The sequence below is a fragment of the Candidatus Allofournierella merdipullorum genome, assembly GCF_048426865.1.
GTDB lineage: Bacteria > Bacillota > Clostridia > Oscillospirales > Ruminococcaceae > Allofournierella_A > Allofournierella_A merdipullorum.
Window position 1 is genome coordinate 1 of record NZ_DBFNWJ010000058.1, and the last position, 25,339, is coordinate 25,339.

General features: G+C 62.9%; 26 protein-coding genes and 3 tRNA genes. 28 read left to right on the plus strand and 1 reads right to left on the minus strand.

Going from position 1 to position 25,339, the window contains the following annotated elements:
• Positions 1–168 precede the first annotated feature (168 nt).
• On the minus strand, positions 169–2,316 hold the full coding sequence (locus ACMNAY_RS10425; protein ID WP_418719333.1) for an alpha/beta hydrolase: 2,148 nt from the start codon (positions 2,314–2,316) through the stop codon (positions 169–171).
• A 432-nt stretch (positions 2,317–2,748) separates the two neighbouring features.
• On the opposite strand from ACMNAY_RS10425, the gene ACMNAY_RS10430 reads away from it, so the two are divergent.
• The 28 genes from ACMNAY_RS10430 to rpsO all read left to right on the plus strand — a co-directional run bounded on the left by ACMNAY_RS10430 (position 2,749) and on the right by rpsO (position 25,142).
• The gene (locus tag ACMNAY_RS10430) at positions 2,749–3,327 is read left to right on the plus strand and encodes a glycerol-3-phosphate responsive antiterminator (protein ID WP_418719334.1); all 579 of its coding nucleotides are present in this window, start codon (positions 2,749–2,751) and stop codon (positions 3,325–3,327) included.
• 58 nt (positions 3,328–3,385) lie between these two features.
• Complete coding sequence (gene glpK, locus ACMNAY_RS10435) at positions 3,386–4,876, plus strand: glycerol kinase GlpK (RefSeq protein ID WP_418719335.1); 1,491 nt, start codon at positions 3,386–3,388, stop codon at positions 4,874–4,876.
• A gap of 128 nt (positions 4,877–5,004) precedes the next feature.
• On the plus strand, positions 5,005–5,460 hold the full coding sequence (locus tag ACMNAY_RS10440; RefSeq protein ID WP_418719336.1) for a spore coat protein: 456 nt from the start codon (positions 5,005–5,007) through the stop codon (positions 5,458–5,460).
• 149 nt (positions 5,461–5,609) lie between these two features.
• Positions 5,610–6,095, plus strand: coding sequence for a DUF1622 domain-containing protein (locus tag ACMNAY_RS10445; RefSeq protein WP_394968529.1), 486 nt, complete (start codon positions 5,610–5,612; stop codon positions 6,093–6,095).
• A gap of 293 nt (positions 6,096–6,388) precedes the next feature.
• Positions 6,389–6,465: transfer RNA gene (locus ACMNAY_RS10450), tRNA-Pro, on the plus strand.
• 3 nt (positions 6,466–6,468) lie between these two features.
• Positions 6,469–6,544, plus strand: a tRNA-Gly gene (locus ACMNAY_RS10455).
• Between the two features lie 7 nt (positions 6,545–6,551).
• Positions 6,552–6,627: transfer RNA gene (locus ACMNAY_RS10460), tRNA-Phe, on the plus strand.
• A gap of 362 nt (positions 6,628–6,989) precedes the next feature.
• Entirely contained in the window at positions 6,990–7,349 is a 360-nt protein-coding gene (locus tag ACMNAY_RS10465; protein ID WP_418719337.1) for a dihydropteridine reductase, read from the plus strand.
• A gap of 19 nt (positions 7,350–7,368) precedes the next feature.
• Positions 7,369–7,968, plus strand: a complete 600-nt coding sequence (locus tag ACMNAY_RS10470) for a TetR/AcrR family transcriptional regulator (protein ID WP_418719338.1) — start codon at positions 7,369–7,371, stop codon at positions 7,966–7,968.
• Positions 7,958–8,374: a hypothetical protein gene (locus ACMNAY_RS10475; RefSeq protein WP_418719339.1), complete on the plus strand. Its 417-nt coding sequence runs from the start codon at positions 7,958–7,960 to the stop codon at positions 8,372–8,374. Before ACMNAY_RS10470 ends, ACMNAY_RS10475 begins: the two co-directional genes overlap by 11 nt.
• A 160-nt stretch (positions 8,375–8,534) precedes the next feature.
• Positions 8,535–9,944, plus strand: a complete 1,410-nt coding sequence (locus ACMNAY_RS10480) for a glycine--tRNA ligase (RefSeq protein ID WP_418719340.1) — start codon at positions 8,535–8,537, stop codon at positions 9,942–9,944.
• Positions 9,945–10,019: 75 nt separating this feature from the next.
• Positions 10,020–10,394, plus strand: coding sequence for a CidA/LrgA family protein (locus ACMNAY_RS10485; protein WP_394968524.1), 375 nt, complete (start codon positions 10,020–10,022; stop codon positions 10,392–10,394).
• Complete coding sequence (locus ACMNAY_RS10490; protein ID WP_418719341.1) at positions 10,375–11,058, plus strand: LrgB family protein; 684 nt, start codon at positions 10,375–10,377, stop codon at positions 11,056–11,058. Before ACMNAY_RS10485 ends, ACMNAY_RS10490 begins: the two co-directional genes overlap by 20 nt.
• 64 nt (positions 11,059–11,122) lie before the next feature.
• Positions 11,123–12,361: an aminopeptidase gene (locus ACMNAY_RS10495; RefSeq protein WP_418719342.1), complete on the plus strand. Its 1,239-nt coding sequence runs from the start codon at positions 11,123–11,125 to the stop codon at positions 12,359–12,361.
• A 155-nt stretch (positions 12,362–12,516) separates the two neighbouring features.
• Complete coding sequence (rimP, locus tag ACMNAY_RS10500; protein WP_418719343.1) at positions 12,517–13,002, plus strand: ribosome maturation factor RimP; 486 nt, start codon at positions 12,517–12,519, stop codon at positions 13,000–13,002.
• Positions 13,003–13,077: 75 nt separating this feature from the next.
• Positions 13,078–14,142, plus strand: coding sequence for a transcription termination factor NusA (gene nusA / locus ACMNAY_RS10505; RefSeq protein ID WP_418719344.1), 1,065 nt, complete (start codon positions 13,078–13,080; stop codon positions 14,140–14,142).
• A 44-nt stretch (positions 14,143–14,186) separates the two neighbouring features.
• Positions 14,187–14,468 carry an RNase P modulator RnpM gene (gene rnpM, locus ACMNAY_RS10510; protein ID WP_394977615.1) on the plus strand — a complete coding sequence of 94 codons (282 nt, stop codon included), beginning with the start codon at positions 14,187–14,189 and terminating at the stop codon, positions 14,466–14,468.
• A complete protein-coding gene (locus tag ACMNAY_RS10515) occupies positions 14,455–14,781 on the plus strand; it encodes a L7Ae/L30e/S12e/Gadd45 family ribosomal protein (protein ID WP_418719345.1) in 327 nt (108 codons plus the stop codon). Before rnpM ends, ACMNAY_RS10515 begins: the two co-directional genes overlap by 14 nt.
• Entirely contained in the window at positions 14,778–17,090 is a 2,313-nt protein-coding gene (infB, locus tag ACMNAY_RS10520; RefSeq protein ID WP_418719346.1) for a translation initiation factor IF-2, read from the plus strand. Before ACMNAY_RS10515 ends, infB begins: the two co-directional genes overlap by 4 nt.
• 12 nt (positions 17,091–17,102) lie before the next feature.
• Positions 17,103–17,462, plus strand: a complete 360-nt coding sequence (gene rbfA / locus ACMNAY_RS10525) for a 30S ribosome-binding factor RbfA (RefSeq protein ID WP_394966924.1) — start codon at positions 17,103–17,105, stop codon at positions 17,460–17,462.
• A gap of 37 nt (positions 17,463–17,499) precedes the next feature.
• A complete protein-coding gene (locus ACMNAY_RS10530) occupies positions 17,500–18,483 on the plus strand; it encodes a DHH family phosphoesterase (RefSeq protein ID WP_418719347.1) in 984 nt (327 codons plus the stop codon).
• Complete coding sequence (gene truB, locus ACMNAY_RS10535) at positions 18,480–19,364, plus strand: tRNA pseudouridine(55) synthase TruB (protein ID WP_418719348.1); 885 nt, start codon at positions 18,480–18,482, stop codon at positions 19,362–19,364. The genes ACMNAY_RS10530 and truB overlap by 4 nt, the downstream gene beginning before the upstream one ends.
• Before the next feature lie 6 nt (positions 19,365–19,370).
• Positions 19,371–20,327, plus strand: a complete 957-nt coding sequence (gene ribF, locus ACMNAY_RS10540) for a riboflavin biosynthesis protein RibF (protein WP_418719349.1) — start codon at positions 19,371–19,373, stop codon at positions 20,325–20,327.
• Positions 20,328–20,330: 3 nt separating this feature from the next.
• Positions 20,331–21,833 carry an amino acid adenylation domain-containing protein gene (locus ACMNAY_RS10545; protein ID WP_418719350.1) on the plus strand — a complete coding sequence of 501 codons (1,503 nt, stop codon included), beginning with the start codon at positions 20,331–20,333 and terminating at the stop codon, positions 21,831–21,833.
• 14 nt (positions 21,834–21,847) lie between these two features.
• A complete protein-coding gene (locus ACMNAY_RS10550; protein ID WP_418719351.1) occupies positions 21,848–22,084 on the plus strand; it encodes an acyl carrier protein in 237 nt (78 codons plus the stop codon).
• A 19-nt stretch (positions 22,085–22,103) separates the two neighbouring features.
• Positions 22,104–23,672: an MBOAT family O-acyltransferase gene (locus ACMNAY_RS10555; protein ID WP_418719352.1), complete on the plus strand. Its 1,569-nt coding sequence runs from the start codon at positions 22,104–22,106 to the stop codon at positions 23,670–23,672.
• Positions 23,673–23,692: 20 nt separating this feature from the next.
• The gene (locus ACMNAY_RS10560) at positions 23,693–24,721 is read left to right on the plus strand and encodes a hypothetical protein (RefSeq protein ID WP_418719353.1); all 1,029 of its coding nucleotides are present in this window, start codon (positions 23,693–23,695) and stop codon (positions 24,719–24,721) included.
• 163 nt (positions 24,722–24,884) lie between these two features.
• Positions 24,885–25,142, plus strand: a complete 258-nt coding sequence (gene rpsO, locus ACMNAY_RS10565) for a 30S ribosomal protein S15 (RefSeq protein WP_394966915.1) — start codon at positions 24,885–24,887, stop codon at positions 25,140–25,142.
• The last annotated feature ends 197 nt before the right edge of the window (positions 25,143–25,339 follow it).

Below are 25,339 nucleotides of genomic sequence, written 5' to 3' on the forward strand. Positions count from 1 at the left end.
AAAAAAAGAGCAAAGAGGAACACAGCCGACGATCCCGACTGTGTTCCCGCTTTGCTCTCTAACTCAAAAGCGGTTTGACCAAATCAATTCAAATTATTATAGCACAGAGTCAGGCAGCAGCGCAAGTCCCTAATGAGAGTCTCTCGAAGAGTCAGACGGTGCGGCTGATCATGCCCCGAAAATAACAGAGATGATATTCTGACCATAATATGCGTCGGCGATGCCGGCGGAACTGACCAATGTCCACGACAACAACACTGCATTGATCGCTGCGCCAAGCCACACGCTGCGTGTCATTAGGTACATTTTGCGTGCGATGTAAACGGTGAGAGGCACGAACAGCAACATGGAGTAAGACAAGGTAAAGTCGCTGATGGCTGCTCCGGTCCAGTTGACAAACCACATCACATAACAGAACAGGCACAAGGCCCAGACACCCAGCGAGTTAACGATTACGGTAACAGCCATTTCTTTCTTGCCGTTAAACACATCGTTGGCACCATAATTGACTGCCACACCAAGAATAACATAGAGTGCCAAAAATACTACAAAGTAAGGCAGAGCGACCAGCCAGTGTTCGGCTTTCATTTCGGCAAACATAGTTTGCCAGAAGCGGAAGTCCTGATTGAACAGCTGTTCGATGGCGTTGAGCAGGGCATTGGCAAACACAAGATAGATCAGCGCCATCAAAATGGTTTTCAAGATAACAGAGAGTTTACCGGTGACATGAAGGACTTTCAAACCAAATTCGCCAGTAGCTTTTTTGTTCAGGAGAACTTTGATCGCCAGCAGCCCGGCGGCGCAGACGGCAAGCCATACTACAAACCAGAAAGCGATGGCGCTGGTGCTTACCAAAGTGAAAATTGCGGGAAGCTTAAGACCAAAGGGATTTGCCCAAGTGGGGCCGCCGCTGTTGGCCTGATAAAGCGAAATGATGGTGACGACCACCGTCGCAGCTGCAAATACCCAATACATTGCCTTGCTCTTTTGGGTGGTGACGGAAGATGGCGTTGCCTCAAACGTGCAGGGAGCAAAGAAACGGGTGCGAAGCAGCAGGCTGACCAGCGGGAACATAAGACCGAGCATGCAAAGCATGGCGACAAAGTTACACAGAGCCCGGAAGAACCACACGGCGTTATCGGCGGCAATGGGGTGAGTGGCGGGATCTTTGAGCTCGCCATTGTTGAAGAGGAAGGCTTCCTGCAGGATGCGCACAGCGTCTGCTGTGGACGCACTGGAGAAGTATTGCTTGGAATGCGACTCAGGATTGAAGCAAACCAAACGGGCTTCCCGGCTGGCAAAAGCGTCTGCAAGCCCCGGATTATCCATGGCGCTAATCTGCCCCAAAGTGCCCAGCTCGGCATACTCTGTGCCGTCACAGCTAACAGAATACCACGTTTCCATTTTCTTAAAGGGTTCGCCAAGAATGGAAGTGGTACCATCGGCGCTCCACATGGAGCCTGCGCCCAGCGAGTCGTACATGCCGGCGATGTATGTAATGTTGACTTGGCATTCACGCGGAACTTCATGCCCAGCCACACTCACGGTGGAAGGTGCAGGACCGGATGTTGCGCCGGTGAGGATCAACGTGTTCAGGCGGGTGTCGTACTCCTGCTGAATCTGATTGCGTAAAGTCTGGTAGTGGGCCAGTTGCTCTGCGGTCAGGCGCTCCTGGGCCAATTGATCCGCATTCTGCGCGATCTCTTCCGCAGTGAAGCTTTGCTGGAAAGTATCAGCCAGCATATTGATGAGCCGGTCATTCAGCGTGTAATAACCGCAATCCAGAACGGCTGCTGTGCTGCTGCGGCCGCTGCCGAAAGAGTGACCAAGCATGGCGATTCGGGTGGGATCTACATAATTCAGCGTTCGAACAAACTCTAGTGCATCGATCAGTCCGTGGGGACTGGTGCCAAAGGCAAAAATTTCCGCGCCAGCCCCGCCGTCGTCGCTTACCGGCTGCTCACTCAAGCCCATACCGTAAGCGTTCACATTCAGAACGATGAATCCGCGCCGAGACAACTCTTCTGCGAATCCGCGCATTACATTTTTGGTCGCGCCTCGACCATGGGCAAGAATTACGCAGGGAAGCTTGTCCGCGTCGGAAGTGCCGGCAGGAATATACTGATCAATATCAAGCTCAGCGCCACGGGAATCAATTTTGAGCTTGGATACTTTAACTTGACCAAAATCAGAAGAAATAACAGCGGCCAAGAAATTGAACAGGAAAACGCCGCAAAGAAGTAAAGCCAGAAGGCGCAGCGCACCTGTTGTTGTTTTTAAAGAAAACGGGTTTTCGCGCTTGGTTTGATTTGACATGTGATATCCTCCTCCTTTTTACCAATGAGCTTTACGTGCTTGAGCAATCGTTTTTCCGCGGATCAAAACCATTGCATATTTATGCTCTGAAAATGGAAAAAGCGTAAGGGCAAGAAATCTTGCTCTTACGCTCACTTCCAAAACTCTGGAGCATATCCGTTAGTTTTATGCTACCACACAAAAGTATATTGCGTCAATAAAAAACAAAAAATTCACAAAGAATTAAAAACGTTTATTCAAAACATAAAAAACGGCGGCGTGAGTTTGTCGAAAAAGACGGTTTTTAACCTTGGTACTTTACTTTTGGTGCGCATCCTGCCATAATAAATCATGTCCAATGAGTAACGAGCGGGGCGAACGGGGTTCGTCCCGCTTTCTTTGTAAGATGTTTATTTTTTATCAATCTTGAGGGGTAACAGGGGGAAGCAAGGAATGGAACTCGATAACACCCAGACGAAAAAACGCCGCATGCTGGACTGCCCGGTCATCGCCGCGGTGAAGGACGAAGCGGGCCTTGCCGCGGCGCTGGAAAGCGAGTGCGAGGTGGTGTTTCTGCTGTTCGGCTCGGTGGTGAACGTCGCCGAGCTGGTGGGCCGGGTGCGGGCGGCGGGCAAGCTGGCCATCGTGCACATCGACCTTCTGGACGGGTTGAGCCAGCGGGAGGTGGCGGTGGACGGCCTCACCCGCATGTGCGCGCCGGACGGTGTCATCTCCACCCGGCCGGCCCTGGTGCGCCGGGCGCGGCACCTGGGCCTCATCACGGTGCAGAGGGCCTTTATTCTGGACTCGCTGGCCCTGTCCAACCTGCCGGCGCAGCTTTCGGTGGGCAAGCCGGACTTCATCGAAATTTTGCCGGGCATCATGCCCCGGGTCATCACCGAGATCACCCAGTCCACCGCCACGCCGGTGATCGCCGGCGGCCTCATTAAATATAAGGACGAGGTCATCGCCGCCATGCGGGCAGGGGCGGCGGCGGTGTCCACCACCTGCCCGGCGGTTTGGGAAATGTGAGACGAAGCCCGGCGGGCGCGGGCCCGGCGGAGAGCAGATAAAAAGGAGGCGCCACGCCGTGAAAAAGTATGTGATCGCCCTGGACCAGGGCACCACCAGCAGCCGCTGCATCCTCTTCGACGACCACCAGAACATCGTGCAGCTGGCCCAGAAGGAATTCACCCAGCATTACCCCAAACCCGGCTGGGTGGAGCACGACCCCATGGAAATTTACTCCAGCCAGTACGGCGTGCTGATGGAGGTGCTGGCCCAGAGCGGGGTGGACGTGCGGGAAATCGCCGGCATCGGCATCACCAACCAGCGTGAGACCGCCATCGTCTGGGACAAGGACACCGGCCGCCCGGTCTACAACGCCATCGTGTGGCAGTGCCGGCGCACCGCCGCTTTGTGCGAAACGCTCAAGGAGGACGCAGAGTTCACCGCCTATGTGAAAGAGCACACCGGCCTTTTGGTGGACGCCTACTTCTCCGCCACGAAAATCCAGTGGATTTTGGAAAACGTGCCCGGCGCGCGGGAAAAGGCCGAGGCGGGCAAGCTGCTTTTCGGCACCGTGGACACCTGGCTCATCTGGAAGCTCACCGGCGGCAAGGTGCATGTGACCGACTACACCAACGCCAGCCGCACCATGCTCTATAACATCAAGGACCTGTGCTGGGACGAGGCCATCTGCAAGAGGCTGGGCATCCCCATGAATATGCTGCCCCAGGTGAAAAGCTGCAGCGAGGTCTACGGCCATGTGAACATCCAGGGGGTGGAGGTGCCCATCGCGGGCATCGCCGGCGACCAGCAGGCCGCCCTCTTCGGCCAGACCTGCTTTGAGCCGGGCGAGGCGAAAAACACCTACGGTACCGGCTGCTTCCTTTTGATGAACACCGGCGAGCGGATGTACCAGAGCAAGAACGGCCTGCTCACCACCATCGCCGTGGGCCGGGAGGGCAAGGTGCAGTACGCCCTGGAGGGCAGCGTGTTCGTGGGCGGCGCTGTCATCCAGTGGCTGCGGGATGAGCTTCACCTCATCACCGAGGCGTCGGACACCGAGTACTTCGCCAACAAGGTGAAGGATTCGGCCGGCGTTTATGTGGTGCCCGCCTTCACCGGGCTGGGCGCGCCCCACTGGGACATGTACGCCCGGGGCGCCATTCTGGGCCTGACCCGGGGCGCGGGGCGCAACCACATCATCCGGGCCAGCCTGGAGTCCATCGCCTACCAGACCGCCGACGTGCTGTGGGCCATGGAGCAGGACACCGGCATCCAGCTGCGGGAGCTGCGGGTGGACGGCGGCGCCTCCGCCAACAACTATCTGATGCAGTTCCAGGCGGACATTGTGTCCCGCACCATCCGCCGGCCCATGATCCGGGAGACCACCGCCCTGGGCGCGGCCTATCTGGCGGGCCTGGCCACCGGTGTGTGGTCCAGCCTGGACGACATCCGCCGCCAGTGGACGCTGGATAAGCTCTACGAGCCCGCCATGGACGAGGAAAAGCGGCAAAAGCTGGTGGCCGGCTGGCACAAAGCCGTGCGCCGCGCCAAGGACTGGATGGAGGACTGAACCCATACATACCTCACCGCCCCGGCGGCCCCTTTCGGGCTGCCGGGGATTTTTTTTGCATAGCGGGCGGTTTTTGGGGAACACTGACACCATACCGCGCAAAACGCGAAAAAAGGAGAGAAAACGCTATGCCTATGACCAAGAAGGAACAGAGCCTTTTGAAAGACCTGCAGAACGAGGAAAAGCTGTGCGCCGAGAAGTACGCCAAAGCCGCCGAGGCCGCCTGCGACCCGGCCCTCAAGACCATGCTGGGCCAGATCGCCAAGGCGGAACAGAACCACTACGACGCCGTGACCGACATGCTGGCGGGCAAGGTGCCCGCCCCGGCGTCGACCCAGCCCAAGGCGGCGAAGGAGCAGACGCCGCCCCGCTCCACCGCCACCCGCGCGGGCAAAAAGCAGGACGCCTACCTTCTGGCGGACCTGCTGGCCACCGAGAAGTACGTGGCAGCGGTGTACAACACCTCTGTGTTCGAGTTCTGCGACGAGAAGAGCCGCCAGGTGCTCAGCGGCATCCAGCAGCAGGAGCAGCACCACGGCAAGCAGATCGCGGATTATATGCAGGCCAACGGCATGTACCGCTGACCCTGAAAGAAAAAGGCTCCGCCGACCGCGGCGGAGCCTTTTTGCGCGCGTGCGGGGCCTATGCAAACGGCAGAACATCTGATATACTTATTATATTACAAAACGAAAGCGCCCGGCGTTGCGGCCTGCGGGCGCGAGGAGGAGAGAACATGGAACTGATGGCGGGCATGGCTCCGATGGCGACCCCGATCCCGGAAGGGGTGACGAACGCCGACCCGATGTTTTTCAGCACGCTCTATGAGCAGCTCCACGAGGGCCTGGTGACTCTGGTGAACCTGTCGGTGGTGCTGCTGGAGTTCATCGGCGTGGGCGTCATCGTTGTGGCGGCGCTGCAGGGCATTCTGAACTATATCCGCCGTGACCCCCTGACCCGCCTCAAGCTGGCCAAGGGCATGGCCATGGGCCTGGAATTCAAGCTGGGCAGCGAGATTTTGCGCACGGTTGTGGTGCGTGAGTTCACCGAGATCGGGCTGGTGGCCGCCATCATCGTGCTGCGGGCGGCGCTGACCTTCCTCATCCACTGGGAGATCAAGACCGAGGAATCCCAGATGGAGCAGGAGCTGGAGCGGCGGCAGGCGGAGATCCAGGACATCACCGAAGAGGCCGAGGAAAAACGGGCCCAGCAGGAAAAATAAAAAAATTCGTCCCTCTGCATTGACGCGGAGGGACGAATCTGTTATAATAGCGAAAGTGCCCTTCTGGGATACGGGCGCCAGCCTTTTCCCGAACATAGCGGGATGTAGCGCAGTTCGGTGGGCGAAGCCGAGCGCCGCCGGTGGCGGATGAAGCGAGGCGGAGCCCTTGACGCGCAACAGAGCGGGCCAGCCGCCCTTCGGTGCGGCGCAGCACGCGACAATTGCGCTAAGGGAGCTGCGGCCCTCTTTATCAGTGCTTTTGGGCCCGATGGGCCTTAAAGATAGACAAAAGACGGGATGTAGCGCAGTTCGGTAGCGCGCCTGCTTTGGGAGCAGGATGCCGCAGGTTCAAATCCTGTCATCCCGACCATGTGCGGCTTTAGCTCATCTGGTAGAGCGCCACCTTGCCAAGGTGGAGGTAGCGAGTTCGAGCCTCGTAAGCCGCTCCATTTTTTTGCCTCTGTAGCTCAGTTGGTAGAGCAGGGGACTGAAAATCCCCGTGTCATTGGTTCGATTCCGATCGGAGGCACCACCGCGTCGGAGCAAAGTTCGCTTTGCTCCGACGCTTTTTTGCAAAAAAGCGTCATCCGCCCGCTCCCTTGCTCCTCCTTCTCCCCGCGAAACTTTGCTTCGCAAATTTCCGCGGGGGCCCCGGCCGCCCCAGGGGGCGGCCACGAGCGGCATATCGCTTGCGGCGACTTTTTTTGCAAAAAGTCACCGGCGCGCTCACTCCGCTGCGGCTCCTTTTCCCCGCGAAATTTTGCTTCGCAAATTTTCGCGGGGGCTCCGGCTTAAATCGTCACAACGGGCGAAGGGTGTCGTTCCTTTTTTGCCCCGCATCCTCTATGATGGTATCAGCAGCTGCGAAACCACATCACAGAGGAGAAACCTAAAATGAATACCGACAAAATCTTTGCAGAAGCCATTGCCAACGAGTACGCGCCCAAAGACACCTCCAAAGTCGTCGCCCTGCGCAAGCTGGACCGCCGGGCCAAAGCCCCGGCCAACATCTTCGCCTACGGCTTCGGCCTTTTGATGACCCTGGTCCTGGGGGTGGGCATGTGCCTGTCCATGCAGGTGATCGGAAACGGCGGCGTTCTGATGACGGGGGCGGGCATCGTCCTGGGCGTTTCGGGCATCATGGGTGTGGGCCTCAACTATCCCATCTACAAAAAGCTCCTGCGCTCGGGCAAGGAAAAATATGCCTTTGAGATCATGCAGCTGGCCCGGGAGATCAGCGAAGCAGGGGAGTGACCGCGGGGAGGGCGGCAGGATGAACAAGTCCGAGAGCAAATATTTCAACACCGCCGTGCGGATGGACGAGGCGCTCATCGCGCTGTTGGAGGAGAAGGACCTGGAGTATATCACGGTGAAGGAGATATGCCGCCGGGCGGGAGTGAACCGCTCCACCTTCTATCTGCACTATGAGACCATCGCCGACCTGGTGAACGAGACCATGGAAACGATCAACCGGCGCTTTGAGTTCTACTTCCCCCGCCGGGGCGAAGAGGTCCTGGGCGATCTGGACCGCCGGAAACGGGAAGAACTGGTGCTGGTCACCCGGGAGTATCTTTTGCCCTACCTGCGCTTTATCCGCGACAACAAAAAGGTCTACCGGGCGGCCTTCCGCGCCCCCGCCAGCATGCAGGTGGACGCCCGCTACGGGGAACTGAAACAGCACATCCTCGGCCCCATCCTGGAGCGGTTCGAGATCCCGGCCGCCCACCGCCCCTATTACATAGTTTACTATGTGGAGGGCATCGCCGCCATCATCAAGGAGTGGCTGCGGCGGGACTGCGAAGACGATGTGGAAATGGTCGCCGGCATCATCGAAGCCTGCGTGCGGCCCAAAGACGGCGTCCATGAGAAGTGACGGCCGGGCCGCGCGCCTGCTGCGGGCCTGGTGGGAAGACTACGCCCTCCGCACCCTGCTCAGCGCCGGCGCATCCTCCGTGTGTACGGCGCTCTTCGCGGCGTACAACGGGTATCTGGGGATACGCTGCGGCTCGGTCTGGCACAAGAGCATCGCCGGATTCTATCTTCTGCTTACGGCGGTGCGGGGCAGCATCCTGCTGGCGGAACTGCGCACGGTCAATTTCATCGACGCGCTGGTGGCGGTGCTGACGCTGCAGAACACCCTCATCATGGTGGAGCGCACGGCGACGGACGGCAACGGGATGCTGCCGGTCTCCGCTGCCTCCAGCGGAGCGATCTGGGCCGCGATCGTGGCCATCACCCTGCGTATGCTGAGAAAGGGCCTTGAACAGACAAAGCCGTGACCCAAAAGAACGAATGTGCCGCCCTCCGGGCGGCCTTTTTTGTTCTGCGGGCAAACTCCCGCCCGAATTATCTTGACGAACGGCCCCGGCGGGCTTACACTGATAAAAGACCCAAATCATCACGCCGCAGCCAGCGGCGGAGAAAAGGAGTAAATGCGCAATGAACAATCGTGAAAAGAACTTCGACACCATCGTGGCTCTGTGCAAGAGCCGGGGCTTTGTGTTCGCCGGCAGCGAGATCTACGGCGGCCTTGCCAACAGCTGGGACTACGGCCCCCTGGGCGTGGAGTTCAAGAACAACGTGAAAAAGGCGTGGCTGAAGAAATTCGTGCAGGAGAGCCCCACCAATGTGGGCCTGGACGCCGCCATCATCATGAACCCCCAGACCTGGGTGACCACCGGCCATGTGGCGGGCTTCTCCGACCCCCTGCTGGACTGCAAGAGCTGCAAGGCCCGTCACCGTGCGGACAAGCTGGTGGAGGACGCTCACCCCGAGGTGAACGCCGACGCCATGAGCCAGGAAGAGCTGGACGCCTTCATCGCCGAGCATGAGGACGTGGTGTGCCCGGTGTGCGGCAAGCACGACTTCACCCCCATCCGCAAGTTCAACCTGATGTTCAAGACCGCCATCGGCGTGACCGAGGACTCCTCCTCCACCTGCTACCTGCGGCCCGAGACCGCCCAGGGCATCTTTGTGAACTTTGCCAACATCCAGCGCACCACCCGCCGCAAGCTGCCCTTCGGCGTGTGCCAGGTGGGCAAGGCCTTCCGCAACGAGATCACCCCGGGCAACTTCACCTTCCGCACCCGCGAGTTCGAGCAGATGGAGTGCGAGTTCTTCTGCAAGCCCGGCACCGACCTGGAGTGGTTCGCCTACTGGAAGGACTACTGCAAGAACTGGCTGCTGAGCCTGGGCATCAAGGAGGAGAACCTCCGCCTGCGTGACCATGACCCCGCTGAGCTGGCCTTCTACTCCCGCGCCACCACCGACATCGAGTACGCCTTCCCGTTCACCGAGTGGGGCGAACTGTGGGGCATTGCCGACCGCACCGACTACGACCTGGGCCGCCATCAGGAGGCCAGCGGCAAGAGCCTGGAGTACTTCGACCCCGAGACCAACGAGCACTACATCCCCTACGTCATCGAGCCCAGCCTGGGCGCCGACCGTGTGGCCCTGGCCTTCCTGTGCGAGGCCTATGACGAGGAGGTCGTGGACGAAGCCAAGAACGACAAGCGCGTTGTGCTGCGCCTGCATCCGGCGCTGGCGCCCTACAAGGCGGCGGTGCTGCCCCTGAGCAAGAAGCTGGGCGAGCAGGCCCGGCCCATCTGGCAGGAGCTGGCCAAGTACTTCATGGTGGACTACGACGAGACCGGCTCCATCGGCAAGCGCTACCGCCGCCAGGACGAGATCGGCACCCCGCTGTGCGTCACCGTGGACTTCGACACCTTCGGCGACGGCGAGAAGGCCGGCGACGGCTGCGTGACCATCCGCGACCGTGACACCATGGAGCAGGTGCGTCTGCCCATCGACCAGGTCAAGGCCTACATCGAGAAGAAGATCGAGTTTTAAGGCCCTTTAGCCCTGAGATCGGACGGGGCCCGCCGGTTGCGGCGGGCCCCGTTTTCGGTGAGACGAGGAGAGAGAATGAACGTTATCCGGCAAATACTCATTTTGTTTGGCATCTGCCTTGGGGCCACGGTGGTCAGCGGCCTTTTGCCCTTCACCCTGCCGGCCAGCGTGCTGGCCATCCTGCTGCTGGCGGGCCTTCTGGGCGTCGGCCTTGTGAAGGAGGGCTCGGTGGCCGGCCTGTGCGACTTTTTGCAGAAGAACCTCACCTTCCTGTTCCTGCCCGCGGGGGTGGGCCTGCTGGAACATCTCGACCTGCTGGCTTCCAGCGGTCTTGCCCTGGCGGCCGTGTGCATGGTCAGCGGCTTTTTCACCTTCGGCGCCGCCGCCCTCACCGTGCGGCTGGTGCAGCGCATCCAAAAAGGAGGCCGCAATGAAGGAACTGATCTGTAACAACGCCGTGTTCGGCATCGCCCTCTGCGCCCTCACCTGGCAGGCGGGCCTCTGGGTGGCGGCCAAAGCAAAGCATCCGCTGGTCCACCCGCTGGTGGTGGCCATCGCCCTGGCAGTGGCGGTGCTGTCCGCCTTTCAGATCCCGCTGGAGTGGTTCCGGGAAGGCGCAAACTACCTGGAGATGCTGCTGTTGCCCGCCACCGCGGCCCTGGGCCTTGCGGTCTGGCGGCAGCGGCAGGTGCTGAAAGAAAACTTCTGGCCGGTGGTGCTGGGCTGCGCCGCCGGCGCGCTGGCCAACGCCCTTGTGGCTGCGGGGCTGTGCCGCCTGCTGGCGCTGGACGCCTCCCTCACCGACAGCGTCCTGCCCCACAGCGTCACCACCCCCATCGCCATCGCCCTCAGCGAGGCGGGGGGCGGCGTGCCCGCCGTCACCACCCTCTGCGTGCTCTTCACCGGCATCGTGGGCGCGGCCTTCGCGCCGCTGCTGGTCAAGCTCTTCCGGCTGGAGGAGCACCCGGTGGCCGCGGGCGTGGCCATCGGCAGCGCCAGCCACGCCATCGGCACCGGCCGGGCCATGGAGATGGGCCAGGTGCAGGGCGCCATGAGCAGCGTTGCCATCGGTGTGGCGGGCATATTGACCACCCTGCTGTCGCTGGTGTGGTGAACCGCTTTTTCGCCCATACTGAACACATTGCCTCCCGCCAGCGGCGGGGGAAAGGAGATAGGATATGGACAAGAACCTGATGAAAAAGTACGCCGAATTCATCGTGAAGGTGGGGGTGAACGTGAACCCCGGCCAGACCCTCATCATCCAGAGCCCGGTGGAGGCGGCTTTCTTTGCCCGGGCCTGCGCTGAGGCCGCCTTTGCCGCCGGTGCGGCGGACGTGGTGGTGAAGTACTCCGACGAGCAGCTCACCCGCATCCGCATGGACAAGGCCAGCGAAAAGACCCTTTGCGACGTGAAGCCCCATGTGCTGCGCAGCTATCTGGACTATGTGGAGAGCGAGGGCGGCGCCTGCGTGCTGAACATCCACGCCGACGACCCCGAGGCGCTGGCGGGCCTGGACGCGGGCAAGCTGAACCGGGTCAGCCTGGCCCGGCGCGCCGCCCTGGAGCCCTGGCGCAACTACACCATGAACGACCTCATCCAGTGGTGCGTGGTGGCCATCCCCAGCCCCGCCTGGGCCACCGTGGTGTTCCCCGGCATGGAGGCAGAAGCCGCGGTGGAAAAACTGTGGCAGCTGATTTTTGAGGTCTGCCGCATCGACGCGGACTCCGACCCCGTGGCCGTCTGGAAGGAGCACACCGCCCGCATGACCGCCAACCGGGACAAGCTGAACGCTTTGAACCTGGAGAGCATCCACATGACCAGCGCGGGCGGCACCGACCTGGTGGTGGGCCTGGCCGACGACCACACCTGGGAGGGCGCGGCCAGCGTTGCGGCGAGCGGCATCCCCTTCATCCCCAACATCCCCACCGAAGAGGTGTTCACCGCGCCCCACCGCCTGCATGTGGACGGCGTTGTGAAGGGCACCAAGCCCTACGTTTACAACGGCCAGCTCATCGAGGGCTTCTCGGTGACCTTCAAGGACGGCAAGGTGGTGGCCCACTCTGCCGAAAAGAACGACGAGCTGCTGGCCCAGCTGCTGGAAAGCGACGAGGGCGCGGCCCGCATCGGCGAAATTGCCCTGGTGCCCGCCTCCAGCCCCATCAACCGCAGCGGCGTTCTGTTCTACAACACCCTCTTTGACGAGAACGCCGCCTGCCACATCGCCTTCGGCGCGGGCTACCCCGGCACCGTCAAGGGCGGCAACACCATGAGCAAGGAGGAGCTGCTGGCTTTGGGCGTGAACGACTCCGCCATCCACGAGGACGTGATGGTGGGCTCCGCCGACATGACCATCACCGGCCTGTGCAAGGACGGCCGCACCGTGACCATTTTTGAGAACGGCGAGTGGGCGCTGTGAGCCCAAAGGGCCCAAAACCCGCAAAAAGAGGGCAAAACCGCGCCGCCAAAGGCTTGCAAAAACCAAAACCGCGTGGTATAATGCCAAGGTAAGAATGTTTAACTGGAGAGTGAGCCGCAAGGCTCGCTCTCTTTGCATGTTTGGGAGGTTATGCCATGGCGAAAGGAAACGGCGGCAAAAACACGGTGCGCGCGGTGGAACAGCTGGTGCGTCCGGTGGTGGAGGGCATGGGCCTGCGCTTGTGGGACGTGCGCTTTGAAAAGGAGGGGCCGGACTGGTTCCTGCGCATCTTCATCGACCGGGACACCCCGCTGGACACCGACACCTGCGAAGCGGTGAGCCGGGCCATCGACCCGGTGATCGACGCCGCCGACCCCATCGACCAGAGCTACTATATGGAAGTGGGCAGCCCCGGCCTCGGCCGCCGGCTCACCCGGCCGGAGCACTTCGGGCCTTATGTGGGCCAGAAAATCGCCGCCCGGCTCATCCGCCCGAACGCGGACGGCGCGCGGGAGGTGGAGGGCACGCTGCTGGCCTTTGCCGACGGCCTCGTCACGCTGGAAGGCCCTGCCGGCCCCGTCACCTTCGCCCTCGCGGACGCAAGCTTTGTGAAGCTTTGCGACGACGAGGACCTGTTCTGATCCCGGCGCGTTTCGCGCCTTTCAAAATTCTACGGCCCAAAGCGCGGCCGGTCAAAATTGGAGGAAACAGAAAAAATGAACGCAGAGTTTTTTGAGGCCCTGAATATGCTTGGCAAGGAGCGGGGCCTCTCCCCCGAATACCTGATCGAGAAAATCAAGGCAGCCATCGTCATCGCCGTCAAGAAGGACTACGAGGTGGAGGACGAGAACGTTCTGGTGGAGATCGACCCGCTGAACGGCCGCTTCACCGTCAACCTGGTGCAGGACGTGGTGGAAGAGGTGGAGAACCCCCACACCCAGCTGAGCCTGGAGCAGGCCCACGCCATCCGCAAGACCTACCAGGTGGGCCAGCGCGTGGTGACCCCCCTCAAGACCAAGGAGTTCGGCCGCATCGCCGCCCAGACCGCCAAGCACGTCATCCGTCAGGGCATCCGCGAGGCCGAGCGCAGCCAGCTGTACAGCGAGATGCAGTCCAAGGCCCACGAGATCGTCACCGCCCAGGTGGTTCGCATCGACGGCGAAAAGGGCATCGTTGTGCTGGATATGGGCAAGGGCGAGGCGGTGCTGCCCCGCTCCGAGCAGGTGCCCGGCGAGGAGTTCTACGAGGGCCAGCATGTGCAGGTCTACGTCAAGGACGTGCTGGTCACCGAGCGCGGCCCCCGCATCATCATCAGCCGCACCAGCGAGCAGCTGGTCAAGCGGATGTTCGAGATGGAAGTGCCCGAAATTTTTGACGGCACCGTGGAAATTCGCGCCATCAGCCGCGAGGCCGGCGTGCGCACCAAGATGGCCGTCTGGTCCAAGGACGAGAACGTGGACCCGGTGGGCGCCTGCATCGGCGCCCACGGCGCCCGGGTCAACCAGATCGTGGAGCAGCTGCACGGCGAGAAGATCGACGTGGTGCGCTGGAGCGAGGACATCACCGAGTTCATCGGCGCGGCCCTCAGCCCCGCCAAGGTGCTGAAGGTCGAAATTCTGGAGGGCGAGCGCAAGGCCTGCCAGGTCACCGTGCCCGACCATCAGCTGAGCCTGGCCATCGGCAACAAGGGCCAGAACGCCCGCCTGTGCGCCCGGCTCACCGGCTACAACATCGACATCCGCCCCGAGAGCGGCTACTACGGCGAGGACACCGAGGACTGAACCCCTCTTTGCCGTTCATACTATAAAAGAAAGGAAGCTGCCCCGTGCAACAACGAAAGATCCCGCTGCGCCGCTGCACCGGCTGCAACGAGCAGAAGCCGAAAAAAGAGCTGGTGCGGGTGGTGCGCAGCCCCCAGGGCGAGATCGCCCTGGACCGTGTGGGCAAGATGCCCGGCCGGGGCGCCTACCTGTGCCCCAGCGCCCAGTGCCTGGCCAAGGCACGCAAGGCCAAGCGCCTGGAGCGGGCGCTTGAGGCCCAGATCCCGCCCGAGGTCTACGAGCGGATCGAACAGGAGATAGAAGGAGCCCAAAGTGGAAACGAATAATCAAAAACTGTTTTCTGCCCTGTCGCTGTGCAAAAAAGCGGGCAGGCTGGTGCTGGGCTTCGACGCCGTGATGGACAGCGTGTACCGGGGCAAAGCCCATCTGGTGCTGCTGGCCAGCGATGTGAGCGAAGGCACCGCCAAGCGGGTGCGCCGGAACTGCGAAGACCTGGCCCCCTGCCTGCAGATGCCCCTCGCCCAGGCGGACCTGTGCGCCGTCACCTGGAAAAAGGTGGGCGTTTACGCCGTGACCGACGAGCAGCTGGCCGTTTTGTGCCGCCGCAGCCTCGAGCAGAACAAGGAGGACAACGCATGATCATTAAATATAAAGTGAGCGAGGTCGCCAAAGACCTGAACAAACCCGCCAAGCAGATCATCGACACCCTGGCCGACCTGGGCGGCGAGCCCAAGAAGGTGGGCGCCAATCTGGACGAGGCGGAGCTGAACTACCTCTTCGAGCGCATGACCCAGGAGAACGCCGAGGCGGATCTGTCTGCCTATCTGGACAGCGCCCCGAAGCCCAAGCCCAAGGAGAGCGAGATTCTCAAGAAGGCCGATGGCACCGTGGTGGAGATGCCCCGGCCCAGGCACAAGGCGGAGAAAAAGCCCGAGACCGCGGCCCCCGCGCCCAAGCGGGAGGTAGTGACCAAGGTGGTGGACACCCGCACCGTGGACGTGAACCTGGACAAGTTCAACGAGAAGTACACCGAGCTGGCGGGCACCAAGAACGTGGAGAACCGCCGCAAGCCCACCCCCGCCGGCAACAAGCAGAAATTCACCAACAACAAGAACCGCGGCCGTCAGCCCTTCCAGAAGAAGCGGGAGACCGAGGCCGAGCGCCTGCAGCGCATCCAGCTGGAGAAGGCCCGCAAGGCCCAGCTGAAGGTGCAGATCCCCGACGAGATCACCGTGGGCGAGCTGGCCAGCCGTCTGAAGCAGACCGCCAGCAACGTCATCAAGAAGCTGATGGGTCTGGGCGTGATGGCCTCCGTCAGCGAAGTGGTGGACTTCGACACCGCCGCCATCGTGGCCGAGGAGTTCGGCGCCAAGGTGGAAAAAGAGGTGCATGTCACCATCGAGGAGCGCCTGTTCGAGGTGGAAGAGGACAACGCCGCCGATCTGGTGGAGCGTCCCCCCGTCGTGGTGGTCATGGGCCACGTTGACCACGGCAAGACCTCCATTCTGGACGCCATCCGCAAGACCCATGTGACCGCGGGCGAGGCCGGCGGCATCACCCAGCACATCGGCGCCTACCAGGTGGTGGCCGGCGGCAAGCCCATCACCTTCCTGGACACCCCGGGCCACGAGGCCTTCACCAGCATGCGTGCCCGCGGCGCCAACATGACCGACATCGCCGTTCTGGTGGTGGCTGCCGACGACGGCATCATGCCCCAGACCGTTGAGTCCATCAACCACGCCAAGGCCGCCCAGGTCTCGGTGATCGTTGCCATCAACAAGATGGATAAGCCCACCGCCAACCCCGACCGGGTCATGGAGCAGCTCACCCAGTACGAGCTGGTTCCCGAGCAGTGGGGCGGCGACGTCATCTGCGTGCCCGTCTCCGCCCTCACCGGCGCGGGCATCCCGGACCTTTTGGAGAACATCAACCTGGTGGCCGAAGTGCGCGAGCTGAAGGCCAATCCCAACCGCCGCGCCAAGGGCGCCGTGGTGGAGGCCCGGCTGGACAAGGGCCAGGGCCCCGTGGCCACCATTCTGGTGCAGAACGGCACCCTGCACAAGGGCGACTGCATCATCGCCGGCACCGCCGTGGGCCGTGTGCGCACCATGAAGAACGACAAGGGCCAGTTCATCGAGACCGCCGGCCCCTCCACCCCCGTGGAGATCACCGGCCTCACCGAAGTGCCCGCCGCGGGCGATCTGTTCGACGCGGTTGCGGACGAGAAGCTGGCCCGCGAGCTGGCCGACAAGCGCGCCGCCGAGGCCAAGGAGCGCCAGTTCAGCACCTACCAGAAGGTCACCCTGGATAACCTGTTCAGCCAGATCGCTGAGGGCGAGCGCAAGGAGCTGGACATCATCGTCAAGGCGGACGTGCAGGGCAGCGCCGAGGCCGTGAAGCAGAGCCTGGAGAAGATCAGCAACGACGAGGTGCGGGTGAAGGTCATCCACACCGGCGTGGGCGCTGTGAACAAGTCCGACGTGATGCTGGCCACCGCTTCCGGCGCCATCATCATCGGCTTCAACGTGCGCCCCGACCCCGTGGCCAAGGAAGAGGCCGCCCAGGCCGAGGTGGAGATGCGCATGTACCGCGTCATCTACGACGCCATCAACGACGTCACCGACGCCATGAAGGGCATGCTGGCCCCCAAGATCCGCGAGGTGGAGCAGGGCCGTCTGGAAGTGCGTCAGGTCTACAAGATCAGCAGCGTGGGCCAGGTGGCCGGCAGCTACGTGCTGGAGGGCAAGATCACCCGCTCCAGCAAGATCCGCGTTGTGCGCGACGGCATCGTCGTCACCGAGGACGAGATCGCCAGCCTGCGCCGCTTCAAGGACGACGTTAAGGAAGTGGCCCAGGGCTACGAGTGCGGCGTCACGCTGGAGAAGTTCTCCGACATCAAAGAGGGCGATATCTTCGAGGCGTTCATCCTGGAAGAGTATCGGGACTAATGAGGTGACACCATGCCCAATCCGAAGAATCAGGGCCGTCTGGCCCAGGATATGAAGCGGGAGCTGATCGGCATCGTGGGTCAGATGAAGGACCCCCGCCTTGCCGAGGGCCTGCTCACCATCACCCGGCTGGACGTCACCCAGGACCTGGACCAGGCCCGGGTGTTCGTCAGCGTGCTGGGCAACGAGGAGGCCGCGAAACAGGCCGTGACGGCGCTCAACCGCGCCGCCGGCCATGTGCGCACCGAGATTTCCCGCCGTATGCACATCCGCAAGGCGCCCCGCTTCGTGTTCCTGCGGGACGACGGCGCGGCCTATGCCGCCCACATCAACGAGCTGCTGGCCGGCCTTCACAAAGAGGAGGAAGGCTGAACGGCCCCGCCGTGCAGCGGCAAAACAAGGAGTAATCATGAGTGAGATTCTGGAATTGCTGAGCCTGATCAGCCGCCTGCTCCATGCGGAGAACGTGCTGATCCTGTGCCACAAAAATCCCGACGGAGACACGGTGGGTTCTTCCGCGGCGCTGTATCACGCTCTGAAGAGCCTGGGCAAAAACGCGGCGCTGCTGTGCTCCGACCCCATCCCCGCCCGCTATTCCTATATGCAGGCGGAGCAGTTCACCGGCCAGTTCGAGCCGGGCTACATCGTTGCGGTGGATGTTGCGGGCATCCAGCTGTTCGGCGACGGCGTGCGGCCCTACTCCGACCGGGTGGATCTTTGCATCGATCACCACGGTTCCAACAGCGGCTACGCCGACGCCATGTATCTGGACGCCTCCGCCGCCGCCACCGCCGAGATCATCTACCAGCTTCTGGAGGCCATGCAGGTGACCATCACCCCGGTCATCGCCGACTGCCTCTACACCGGCCTTTCCACCGACACCGGCTGCTTCCTCTTCGGCAACACCACCGCCCACACCCACAAGGTGGCGGCGGCGCTGATGGAAGCGGGCGCCCGGGTGGAGGAGCTGAACGCTCTCCTGTTCGAGAGCAAGTCCAAGGGGCGCATCGCCATCGAGCGCACCGCCCTGGAAAACCTGGAGTACTACTTCGACGAGCAGTGCGCCCTCATCTCCATGACGCGGGAGCAGATCGCGGCCTCCGGCGTCTCGGTGGAGGATCTGGAAGGCGTCACCGGCCTGCCCCGCAAGATCGAGGGCGTGCGGGTGGGCGTCACCCTGCGGCAGAACCCCTCCGGCAGCTATAAGGTGAGCATCCGCACCGTCAAGGGCGTGGACGCCTGCTCCATTGCGAAACGGCTGGGCGGCGGCGGCCACGAGCAGGCCGCCGGCTGCGAGCTGGAAGGCAACCTGGAGAACGCCAAGGCCGCCGTGCTGGCCGAGGTGGAAAAAGAGCTGGCCCGCTGCGCCGAGAGCGCCGGGGAGGACGAATGAGCCCCCTGTGCGGCATCCTGCCGGTGGACAAGCCCGCCGGCTGGACCAGCTTTGACGTCATCGCGAAACTCCGCGGCGTGCTGGCCACCCGCAAACTGGGCCATTCCGGCACCCTGGACCCCATGGCCACCGGCGTGCTGCCGGTGTTCGTGGGCATGGCCGCTAAGGCGGTGGACCTGCAGCCGAACCACGACAAGGCCTACCGGGCCGAGGTGCGCTTCGGCCTCGCCACCGACACCGGCGACGTCACCGGCACGCCGGTGGCAACGGGGGAGAACCTCCCCGACGCGGCGGCGGTGGAAAAAGCGCTGGCGGCTTTTGTGGGCCCCCAGATGCAGACCCCGCCTATGTATTCGGCGGTGAAGATCGGCGGCGTGCCCCTCTACAAGCTGGCCCGTCAGGGCAAAACGGTGGAGCGGGCGGCCCGGCCCGTCACCTTCTACCGGCTGGAGCTGGTGGAGCAGACCGCTGCCGACCGCTTTGTCATCGACATCGAGTGCAGCAAAGGCACCTATGTGCGCACCCTGGTGGAAGACCTGGGCGTGGCGCTGGGCTGCCCGGCGTGCCTCGCGGCGCTGCGGCGCACCCGTGCGGGCGTGTTCACCCTGGAGGGCTGCGTCACCCTGGAGACAATCCAGGCGGCGAAGGAAGCGGGCGAGCTGGAAAAGCTGCTGCTGGGGGTGGACACGGTGTTCACCCACCTGCCCGCCGCCCGGGTGAGCGAAAAGGAGACCGCCCGCCTGCTCAACGGCGCCCCGGTGCGCCGGGAAGACCTGGCCGAGGGCCGCTGGCGGCTCTACGCCGACGAGGCTTTCCTGGGCCTGGGCGAAACGAAGGACGGCACCCTGCGCGCCGAAAAACTGTTTGTGGAAAGGGCGTGAAACGCCTTGCAGATCTACCATCGGCTCACGGCCCTGCCGCCCGACGCCTTGGGGCGGGGCAGCGCGGTGGCCCTGGGCTTTTTTGACGGGGTGCACATCGGGCACCGGGCGGTCATCTCCGCCGCGGTGGACTGCGCCCGCGCCGAAGGGCTGGAGGCCGCGGTGTTCACCTTCAGCCTGCCCGCCGGTCACACCATGAAGGGCGGCCGGCTCATCACCGACGAGGAAAAGCACTTCCAGATCGGTCAGCTGGGGGCGGACCACTTCTTTGAGCCCCCCTTCGAAGAATTCTGTGACCTGTCGCCCGAGGCCTTCGTCACCGACGTGCTGGCCGGGCTTTACAACGCAAAGGCCGTCTTCTGCGGCGACAACTTCACCTTCGGCAAAAAGGCCGCCGGCAACGTGCAGGTGCTGCGCGCCCTCTGCGCCCCTCTGGGCATCCGGGTGGAAGTGGTGCCCATGGCCCTTTATAAAGGCGAGACGGTCAGCGCCACCCGCATCCGCGCCGCCCTGGCGGCGGGGGAGTTGGAGGAGGCCGCCGCCATGCTGGGCCGGCCCTACTCCATCGACTTTGAGGTGCGCCACGGCAAGGGCCTGGGCCATACCCTGGGCATGCCCACCATCAACCAGGTCTACCCGGCGGGCTTTCAGCTGCCGAAGCTGGGGGTCTATGTGAGCCGGGTACAGCTGGACGAACACTGGCTGCCCTCCGTCACGGGCCTGGGCAGCCGCCCCACCGTGAACGACGACGCCAGCAGCATCACCTGCGAGACCTTCATCCCGGATTTTGACGGCCAGCTCTACGGCCAAAAGGTCACGGTGGAACTGCTGGACTACATATCCGAAAGCCACCGCTTTGAAAACACCGATCAGCTTCGGGCCGCCGTGATGGCCTGGGCCGACGAGGCCCGGCGCTGGTTTGCCCAAAAGGACCGGCAGACGCCGCCGTATGCGGAGGAATGAGCAATGGAATGCAACCTGATTGACGATCTGGAGCGCACCGCCCGGCGGCTGGGGCAGAAAACGGCACTCACCGAAAACGGCGAAAACGCATGCACCTATGAGGCGCTGCGCCAGACCGCCCGCCGGGCGGGCACGGCGTTGGCGCGCGCCGGCGTAAGCGGACGCACGGTGCTGGTGGCGGCGGAGCGCAGCGTGCAGACGGTGCAGGCAATGTTTTCCGTGCTCTATGCGGGCGCGGCCTATGTGCCGCTGGACATCTCCGGCCCCACGGCCCGCCTTGCGGACATCTGCGCTGCGCTGGAGCAGCCGCCGGTGATCTGCACCCGCAGCCAGCTGGAGCGCTGCGACGCGCTGACCCGGCTGTGCAGCCGGGTGCTGATCTGGGAAGAGCTGACCGGGCAGCCGGAGGACGCTCTTCTTCTGGAAGAACTGCGGAAGAACACCGCCCCGGACCAGACGATGTGCGTGCTTTTCACCTCCGGCTCCACCGGTGTGCCCAAAGGGGTGGTCAAGACCCACCGGGCGATGGACCGGTTCGAGACGGCCTTCGTGGAGCAGTTCAGTCTGGGCGAAGATGATTGCTGGGGCAATCAGTCGCCTTTTTATTTTGATGCGTCCGCCAAGGAGCTGTATTCGGCCATCCGCACCGGTGCCACACTGCACATTCTGCCCACCGGCCTGTTCTCGCAGCCGCTGGCGCTGATGCGCAGGCTGGACGAGCTGGGGATCGACACCATCTCCTGGGTGCCGTCGGCGCTGTGCATCATCACCCGCATGGACACCTTTTCCGCCTATGTGCCCAAAGGCCTCAAGCGGGTGTTTTTTGTGGGCGAGGTCTTCCCGGTGGAGCATTTCCGCCAGTGGCAGGCCGCTCTGCCCGGCACCGTTTTCACCAATCTTTACGGCCCCACCGAAACGGCGGGCATCGCGTGCTGGTGCACGCTGCCGCCCGCGTTCGCAGGGGATACGCTGCCCATCGGCGGGCCGCTGAAGGGCGTGACAGTGGAGCTGCACGCCCCGGACGGCGGGCTGGTGGAACAGCCGGAGGCGCAGGGGGAGATATGGCTGGGCGGCCCGACGCTGGCCCGGGAATATCTGAACGACCCGGAGCGCACCGCGGCCGCGTTTGTGGAGCGGGAGGGCCGGCGCTTTTACCGCACCGGCGATTTTGCCCGCCGGGACGGCGAGGGCCGGCTGGTCTTCTGCAGCCGCGCCGACCATCAGATCAAACATATGGGCCACCGCATCGAGCTGGGTGAGATCGAGGCCCGGGCCGGCAGATGCGCCGGCGTGGACCGCTGCTGCTGTGTCTACGACGCGCCCCGCCAGCGGCTGGTGCTTTTCTATCAGGGAAGCGCCCCGATGAAGGAGCTGTATGTGGAGCTTCGGCGGGAACTGCCCCGCTATATGGTGCCGGCCCGGCTGGTGCCCTGCGACGCGCTGCCCTGCAACGCAAACGGAAAACTGGACCGCACCGCCATGCAGCGGCGGGCGGCAGACATGTGAAAGGAAGGAAAACAATGCTGAGAGACGAGATCAAGGAGATCCTGGAAGATCTGCGCCCCGATCTGGATGCGGAGACCGAAAAAGACCTGATCGATGCCGGCACGCTGGACTCGCTGGACATCATTTCTCTGGTCAGCGAGCTCAATGATTCCTTCGACATCCACATCTCGGTGGAGGATCTTGTGCCGGACAATCTGAACACGCTGGATGCAATGGTTCAGCTGGTGGAGCGCCACCAGCAGGACGACTGACCGGTGAGGGCCCAGAGTCATGCTGTTTACCTCCTTCCGGTTCGCCCTGTTCTTTGCGGCGGTGTTCGCGGGGTACTGCCTGCTCCCTGAGCGCCGCCGCTGGCAGTGGCTTCTGGCGGCCAACATCGTTTTTTATTGCATTGGAAGCTGGCGTCTCGCCGGCTGGCTGTGCATGAGCATCGTCACCGTGTGGGGCGGGGCTCTGGCGCTGCAAAAGCTGGAAACGGCCGCCGCGGCGCAGATGAACGGGCTGGACCGCGCTGCCAAAAAGGCGGTGCGCGCCGCCTCTGCGCGGCGCAAAAAAGCGGTGGTGGCCGCGGTGCTGGTGCTGAATTTCGGCGCGCTGGCAATGATGAAGTACGCGGCGTGGACGGCTTCCCTGCTGCGGGCGCTGAGCGGCGGCAGTTTCAGCTGGTCGCTGGCCATGCCGCTGGGCGTCAGCTTTTACACCTTCCAGGCGGCGGGGTATCTGATCGACGTCTACCGCTGCAAATACCCGCCGCAGAAAAGCCTGGCCCGCTTTGCCCTCTTCGTCAGCTTCTTCCCGCAGATGATCCAGGGCCCCATCAGCCGGTATGACCAGCTGGGCGAACAGCTCCTGGCCGGCCGCCGGCCCGAAGGGCGGGAAGTTCTGTTCGGGTTCCAGCGCATCCTGTGGGGCGTGTTCAAAAAGCTGGTGGTGGCCGACCGCCTCGCGCCGGTGGTGCAGCAGCTGCTGGCCGCGCAGGTCATCGACCGGGCGGGCAGCCTGTATCTGGCGGGACTGGTGATCTACGCGTTCCAGTTATACGCCGATTTCAGCGGCGGCATCGACGTCACCATCGGCTGCGCGCAGATGCTGGGCATCCAGGTGACAGAGAACTTCCGCCGCCCCTTCTTCTCCAAATCGGTGGACGAGTACTGGCGCCGGTGGCACATCTCCCTCGGCGCGTGGTTCCGCGATTATCTGTTCTACCCGCTGGCGCTTTCGGCGCCCATGGCGCGGCTGGGCCGCTTCTGCAAGGCGCACCTGGGCCCGGAACTGGGCAAAAAAGCGCCCGTCTGCCTGGCCACGCTGGGGGTCTGGGCGGTCACGGGCATGTGGCACGGTTCCTCGGCGCGCTATCTTTTGTGGGGCCTGTGCAACGGCGGCGTGATCGTGCTGAGCATGCTCCTTGAGCCTGCCTTCCGCCGCCTGCGGGAAAAACTTCACCTGCGGCCGGAAAACCCGGCCTGGCGCGCCTTCCAGGTGGCGCGCACCTTCGGGCTGCTGTGCCTGTTCCGCGTGTTCGACAACGCCTACACCACCGCCAACGCCTTTGCCATCCTCAAACGCATTTTCACCGCCTTTGAACCCGCTGCCCTGTTGGACGGGAGCCTGTTGGGGATGCAGGTCAGCGCCGCGGGCTTTTTCACCGCGGGGCTGGGCGTCTGCGTGATGTTCGCGGTGAGCCTTGCCCAGCGCAAGGGCAGCGTGAGGGAACAGCTGGCCCGCCGCGGCCCGCTGGCCCAGGGGGCGGTGTGCTTCCTGCTGGCGCTGGCCAGCCTGTTGTTCGGCGCCTACGGCGTCGGCTATGACGCCGCCCAGTTCATTTATTTCAGCTTCTGAGAAAGCGGGGGAAAATACGGATGAAAAAGGCGCTGCCCCATGTGGTGCTCTGGAGCGCATTGTTTCTGCTCTGCGCGGTGCTGCTGAGCCGGTTGACCGTCCGGCCGGAGGAATCCACCTCGCCGCTCCGCGAGTACTACCCGGTGGCCGACCGGATCGATGTAGTCTTTTTCGGGGCAAGCCAGGTCTTCTGCGGCATTTCGCCGGCGGAACTGTACCGGGAGTACGGCATCTCCGCCTATGATATGGCCAACGGCAACCAGTACATGAGCACCAACTACTTTCTGATCCGCGAAGTGCTGCGGGTGAGCGACCCGGAGCTGATCGTGGTGGACATCAGCACGGTGAACCGGGCGCCGGAAGACGGCGACTGGAGCCACCGGCAGTATCTTGCCACCATGGAAAGGAGCCCCCTCTGGTGGGAAGCCTACCGTCAGACCCGGGTGGAAGGGGAGAGCGCGCTGAGCTATCTCTTCCCGATCCTGCGTTACCACGACCGCTGGCCGGAGATGCGTTTGAGCAGCCTGCAGGGCGGCGCGGAAAACAGCGAGCGGCCCGCGGGGCAGATGCTGGTGGGTTCCGTTATCCCCCAGGCCGAGACCACCGAGTATCCCTTTGTGGACGACGGGCAGATGGCGGAGGTGGAAGAGCGCCACGCCTACTGGCTGGAGCAGATCATTGAGCTGTGCGCCCAGGAGGGCCAGCCCCTGCTGCTGACCAAGGTGCCCGGCCGGGCGGAAAACTGGAGCGCCCAAGTGGCCAACACCATGGCCCAGTTCACCGCCAAAAAGCAGGCGACCTTTGTGGACATGGACCGCTGCTTCGAGCAGACGGGGGTGGATATGAGCACCGACACCCTGGACGGCAGCACCCACCTGAACATGTACGGCGCGCGGGCGCTCAGCCATTGGCTGGGCGGCTATCTGCGGGAGAACTACGACCTGCCCGACCGGCGCGGCCAGGCGGAGTATGACGCTGTCTGGACGCCCATTCTGAAGGAGTACGACGAACTGTGGAAGCGGGAGACCGAAAACCCCACGGGCTGGTGACGGCCCGGCGGAAGAAAAGGGGAAAATCCCCTTGTAATCCGCTTTCCGCTGTGATATACTATTATGGCTACCGTGGCTCAGTCCGGGGTGTATGCTCTGAAGCAGAGCGCCTCGCTGCCCCGCGCCGGGTCATCGGCAAATAAAATGAAACGAGGTAACAACAATGGAAGACAAGAAGATCGTTATCGAGTCCGCCCGCGTGCATGAGACCGACACCGGTTCTCCCGAGGTGCAGGTGGCCCTGCTGACCGCCCGCATCAACCACCTGAACGAGCATCTGCAGGCCAACCCCCACGACCACCACAGCCGTCGTGGCCTGCTGAAGATGGTCGGCCGCCGCCGCAACCTGCTGGCTTACCTGCAGAAGAAGGACATCGAGCGCTACCGCGCCCTGATCGCCAAGCTGGGCCTGCGCAAGTAATCACAGTCACAAAAGGCAGGCGGCCGTTTGCACCGCCTGCCTTTTACCTGTTTTTCGGCTTTTGCCGAAAAGCAGCCCTTTGCCCCCCGCAACGGCGGAGTGTCGCGTGTTTTTAGCGGTAAATCGAGGGCTTTTCCTCCCCGGAAAAACCCCGGATTTATTGCTAAAGCCACCCTCCCTCCGCACCGAACAGACCC

Excerpts from the sequence above, each read along its gene's own strand:
- ACMNAY_RS10425 (WP_418719333.1), bottom strand. The coding sequence starts at position 2,316 with ATGTCAAATCAAACCAAGCGCGAAAACCCGTTTTCTTTAAAAACAACA.
- ACMNAY_RS10430 (WP_418719334.1), top strand. The coding sequence starts at position 2,749 with ATGGAACTCGATAACACCCAGACGAAAAAACGCCGCATGCTGGACTGC.
- ACMNAY_RS10440 (WP_418719336.1), top strand. The coding sequence starts at position 5,005 with ATGCCTATGACCAAGAAGGAACAGAGCCTTTTGAAAGACCTGCAGAAC.
- ACMNAY_RS10445 (WP_394968529.1), top strand. The coding sequence starts at position 5,610 with ATGGAACTGATGGCGGGCATGGCTCCGATGGCGACCCCGATCCCGGAA.
- ACMNAY_RS10465 (WP_418719337.1), top strand. The coding sequence starts at position 6,990 with ATGAATACCGACAAAATCTTTGCAGAAGCCATTGCCAACGAGTACGCG.
- ACMNAY_RS10470 (WP_418719338.1), top strand. The coding sequence starts at position 7,369 with ATGAACAAGTCCGAGAGCAAATATTTCAACACCGCCGTGCGGATGGAC.
- ACMNAY_RS10475 (WP_418719339.1), top strand. The coding sequence starts at position 7,958 with ATGAGAAGTGACGGCCGGGCCGCGCGCCTGCTGCGGGCCTGGTGGGAA.
- ACMNAY_RS10480 (WP_418719340.1), top strand. The coding sequence starts at position 8,535 with ATGAACAATCGTGAAAAGAACTTCGACACCATCGTGGCTCTGTGCAAG.
- ACMNAY_RS10485 (WP_394968524.1), top strand. The coding sequence starts at position 10,020 with ATGAACGTTATCCGGCAAATACTCATTTTGTTTGGCATCTGCCTTGGG.
- ACMNAY_RS10490 (WP_418719341.1), top strand. The coding sequence starts at position 10,375 with ATGAAGGAACTGATCTGTAACAACGCCGTGTTCGGCATCGCCCTCTGC.
- ACMNAY_RS10495 (WP_418719342.1), top strand. The coding sequence starts at position 11,123 with ATGGACAAGAACCTGATGAAAAAGTACGCCGAATTCATCGTGAAGGTG.
- rimP (WP_418719343.1), top strand. The coding sequence starts at position 12,517 with ATGGCGAAAGGAAACGGCGGCAAAAACACGGTGCGCGCGGTGGAACAG.
- nusA (WP_418719344.1), top strand. The coding sequence starts at position 13,078 with ATGAACGCAGAGTTTTTTGAGGCCCTGAATATGCTTGGCAAGGAGCGG.
- infB (WP_418719346.1), top strand. The coding sequence starts at position 14,778 with ATGATCATTAAATATAAAGTGAGCGAGGTCGCCAAAGACCTGAACAAA.
- rbfA (WP_394966924.1), top strand. The coding sequence starts at position 17,103 with ATGCCCAATCCGAAGAATCAGGGCCGTCTGGCCCAGGATATGAAGCGG.
- ACMNAY_RS10530 (WP_418719347.1), top strand. The coding sequence starts at position 17,500 with ATGAGTGAGATTCTGGAATTGCTGAGCCTGATCAGCCGCCTGCTCCAT.
- truB (WP_418719348.1), top strand. The coding sequence starts at position 18,480 with ATGAGCCCCCTGTGCGGCATCCTGCCGGTGGACAAGCCCGCCGGCTGG.
- ACMNAY_RS10545 (WP_418719350.1), top strand. The coding sequence starts at position 20,331 with ATGGAATGCAACCTGATTGACGATCTGGAGCGCACCGCCCGGCGGCTG.
- ACMNAY_RS10550 (WP_418719351.1), top strand. The coding sequence starts at position 21,848 with ATGCTGAGAGACGAGATCAAGGAGATCCTGGAAGATCTGCGCCCCGAT.
- ACMNAY_RS10555 (WP_418719352.1), top strand. The coding sequence starts at position 22,104 with ATGCTGTTTACCTCCTTCCGGTTCGCCCTGTTCTTTGCGGCGGTGTTC.
- ACMNAY_RS10560 (WP_418719353.1), top strand. The coding sequence starts at position 23,693 with ATGAAAAAGGCGCTGCCCCATGTGGTGCTCTGGAGCGCATTGTTTCTG.
- rpsO (WP_394966915.1), top strand. The coding sequence starts at position 24,885 with ATGGAAGACAAGAAGATCGTTATCGAGTCCGCCCGCGTGCATGAGACC.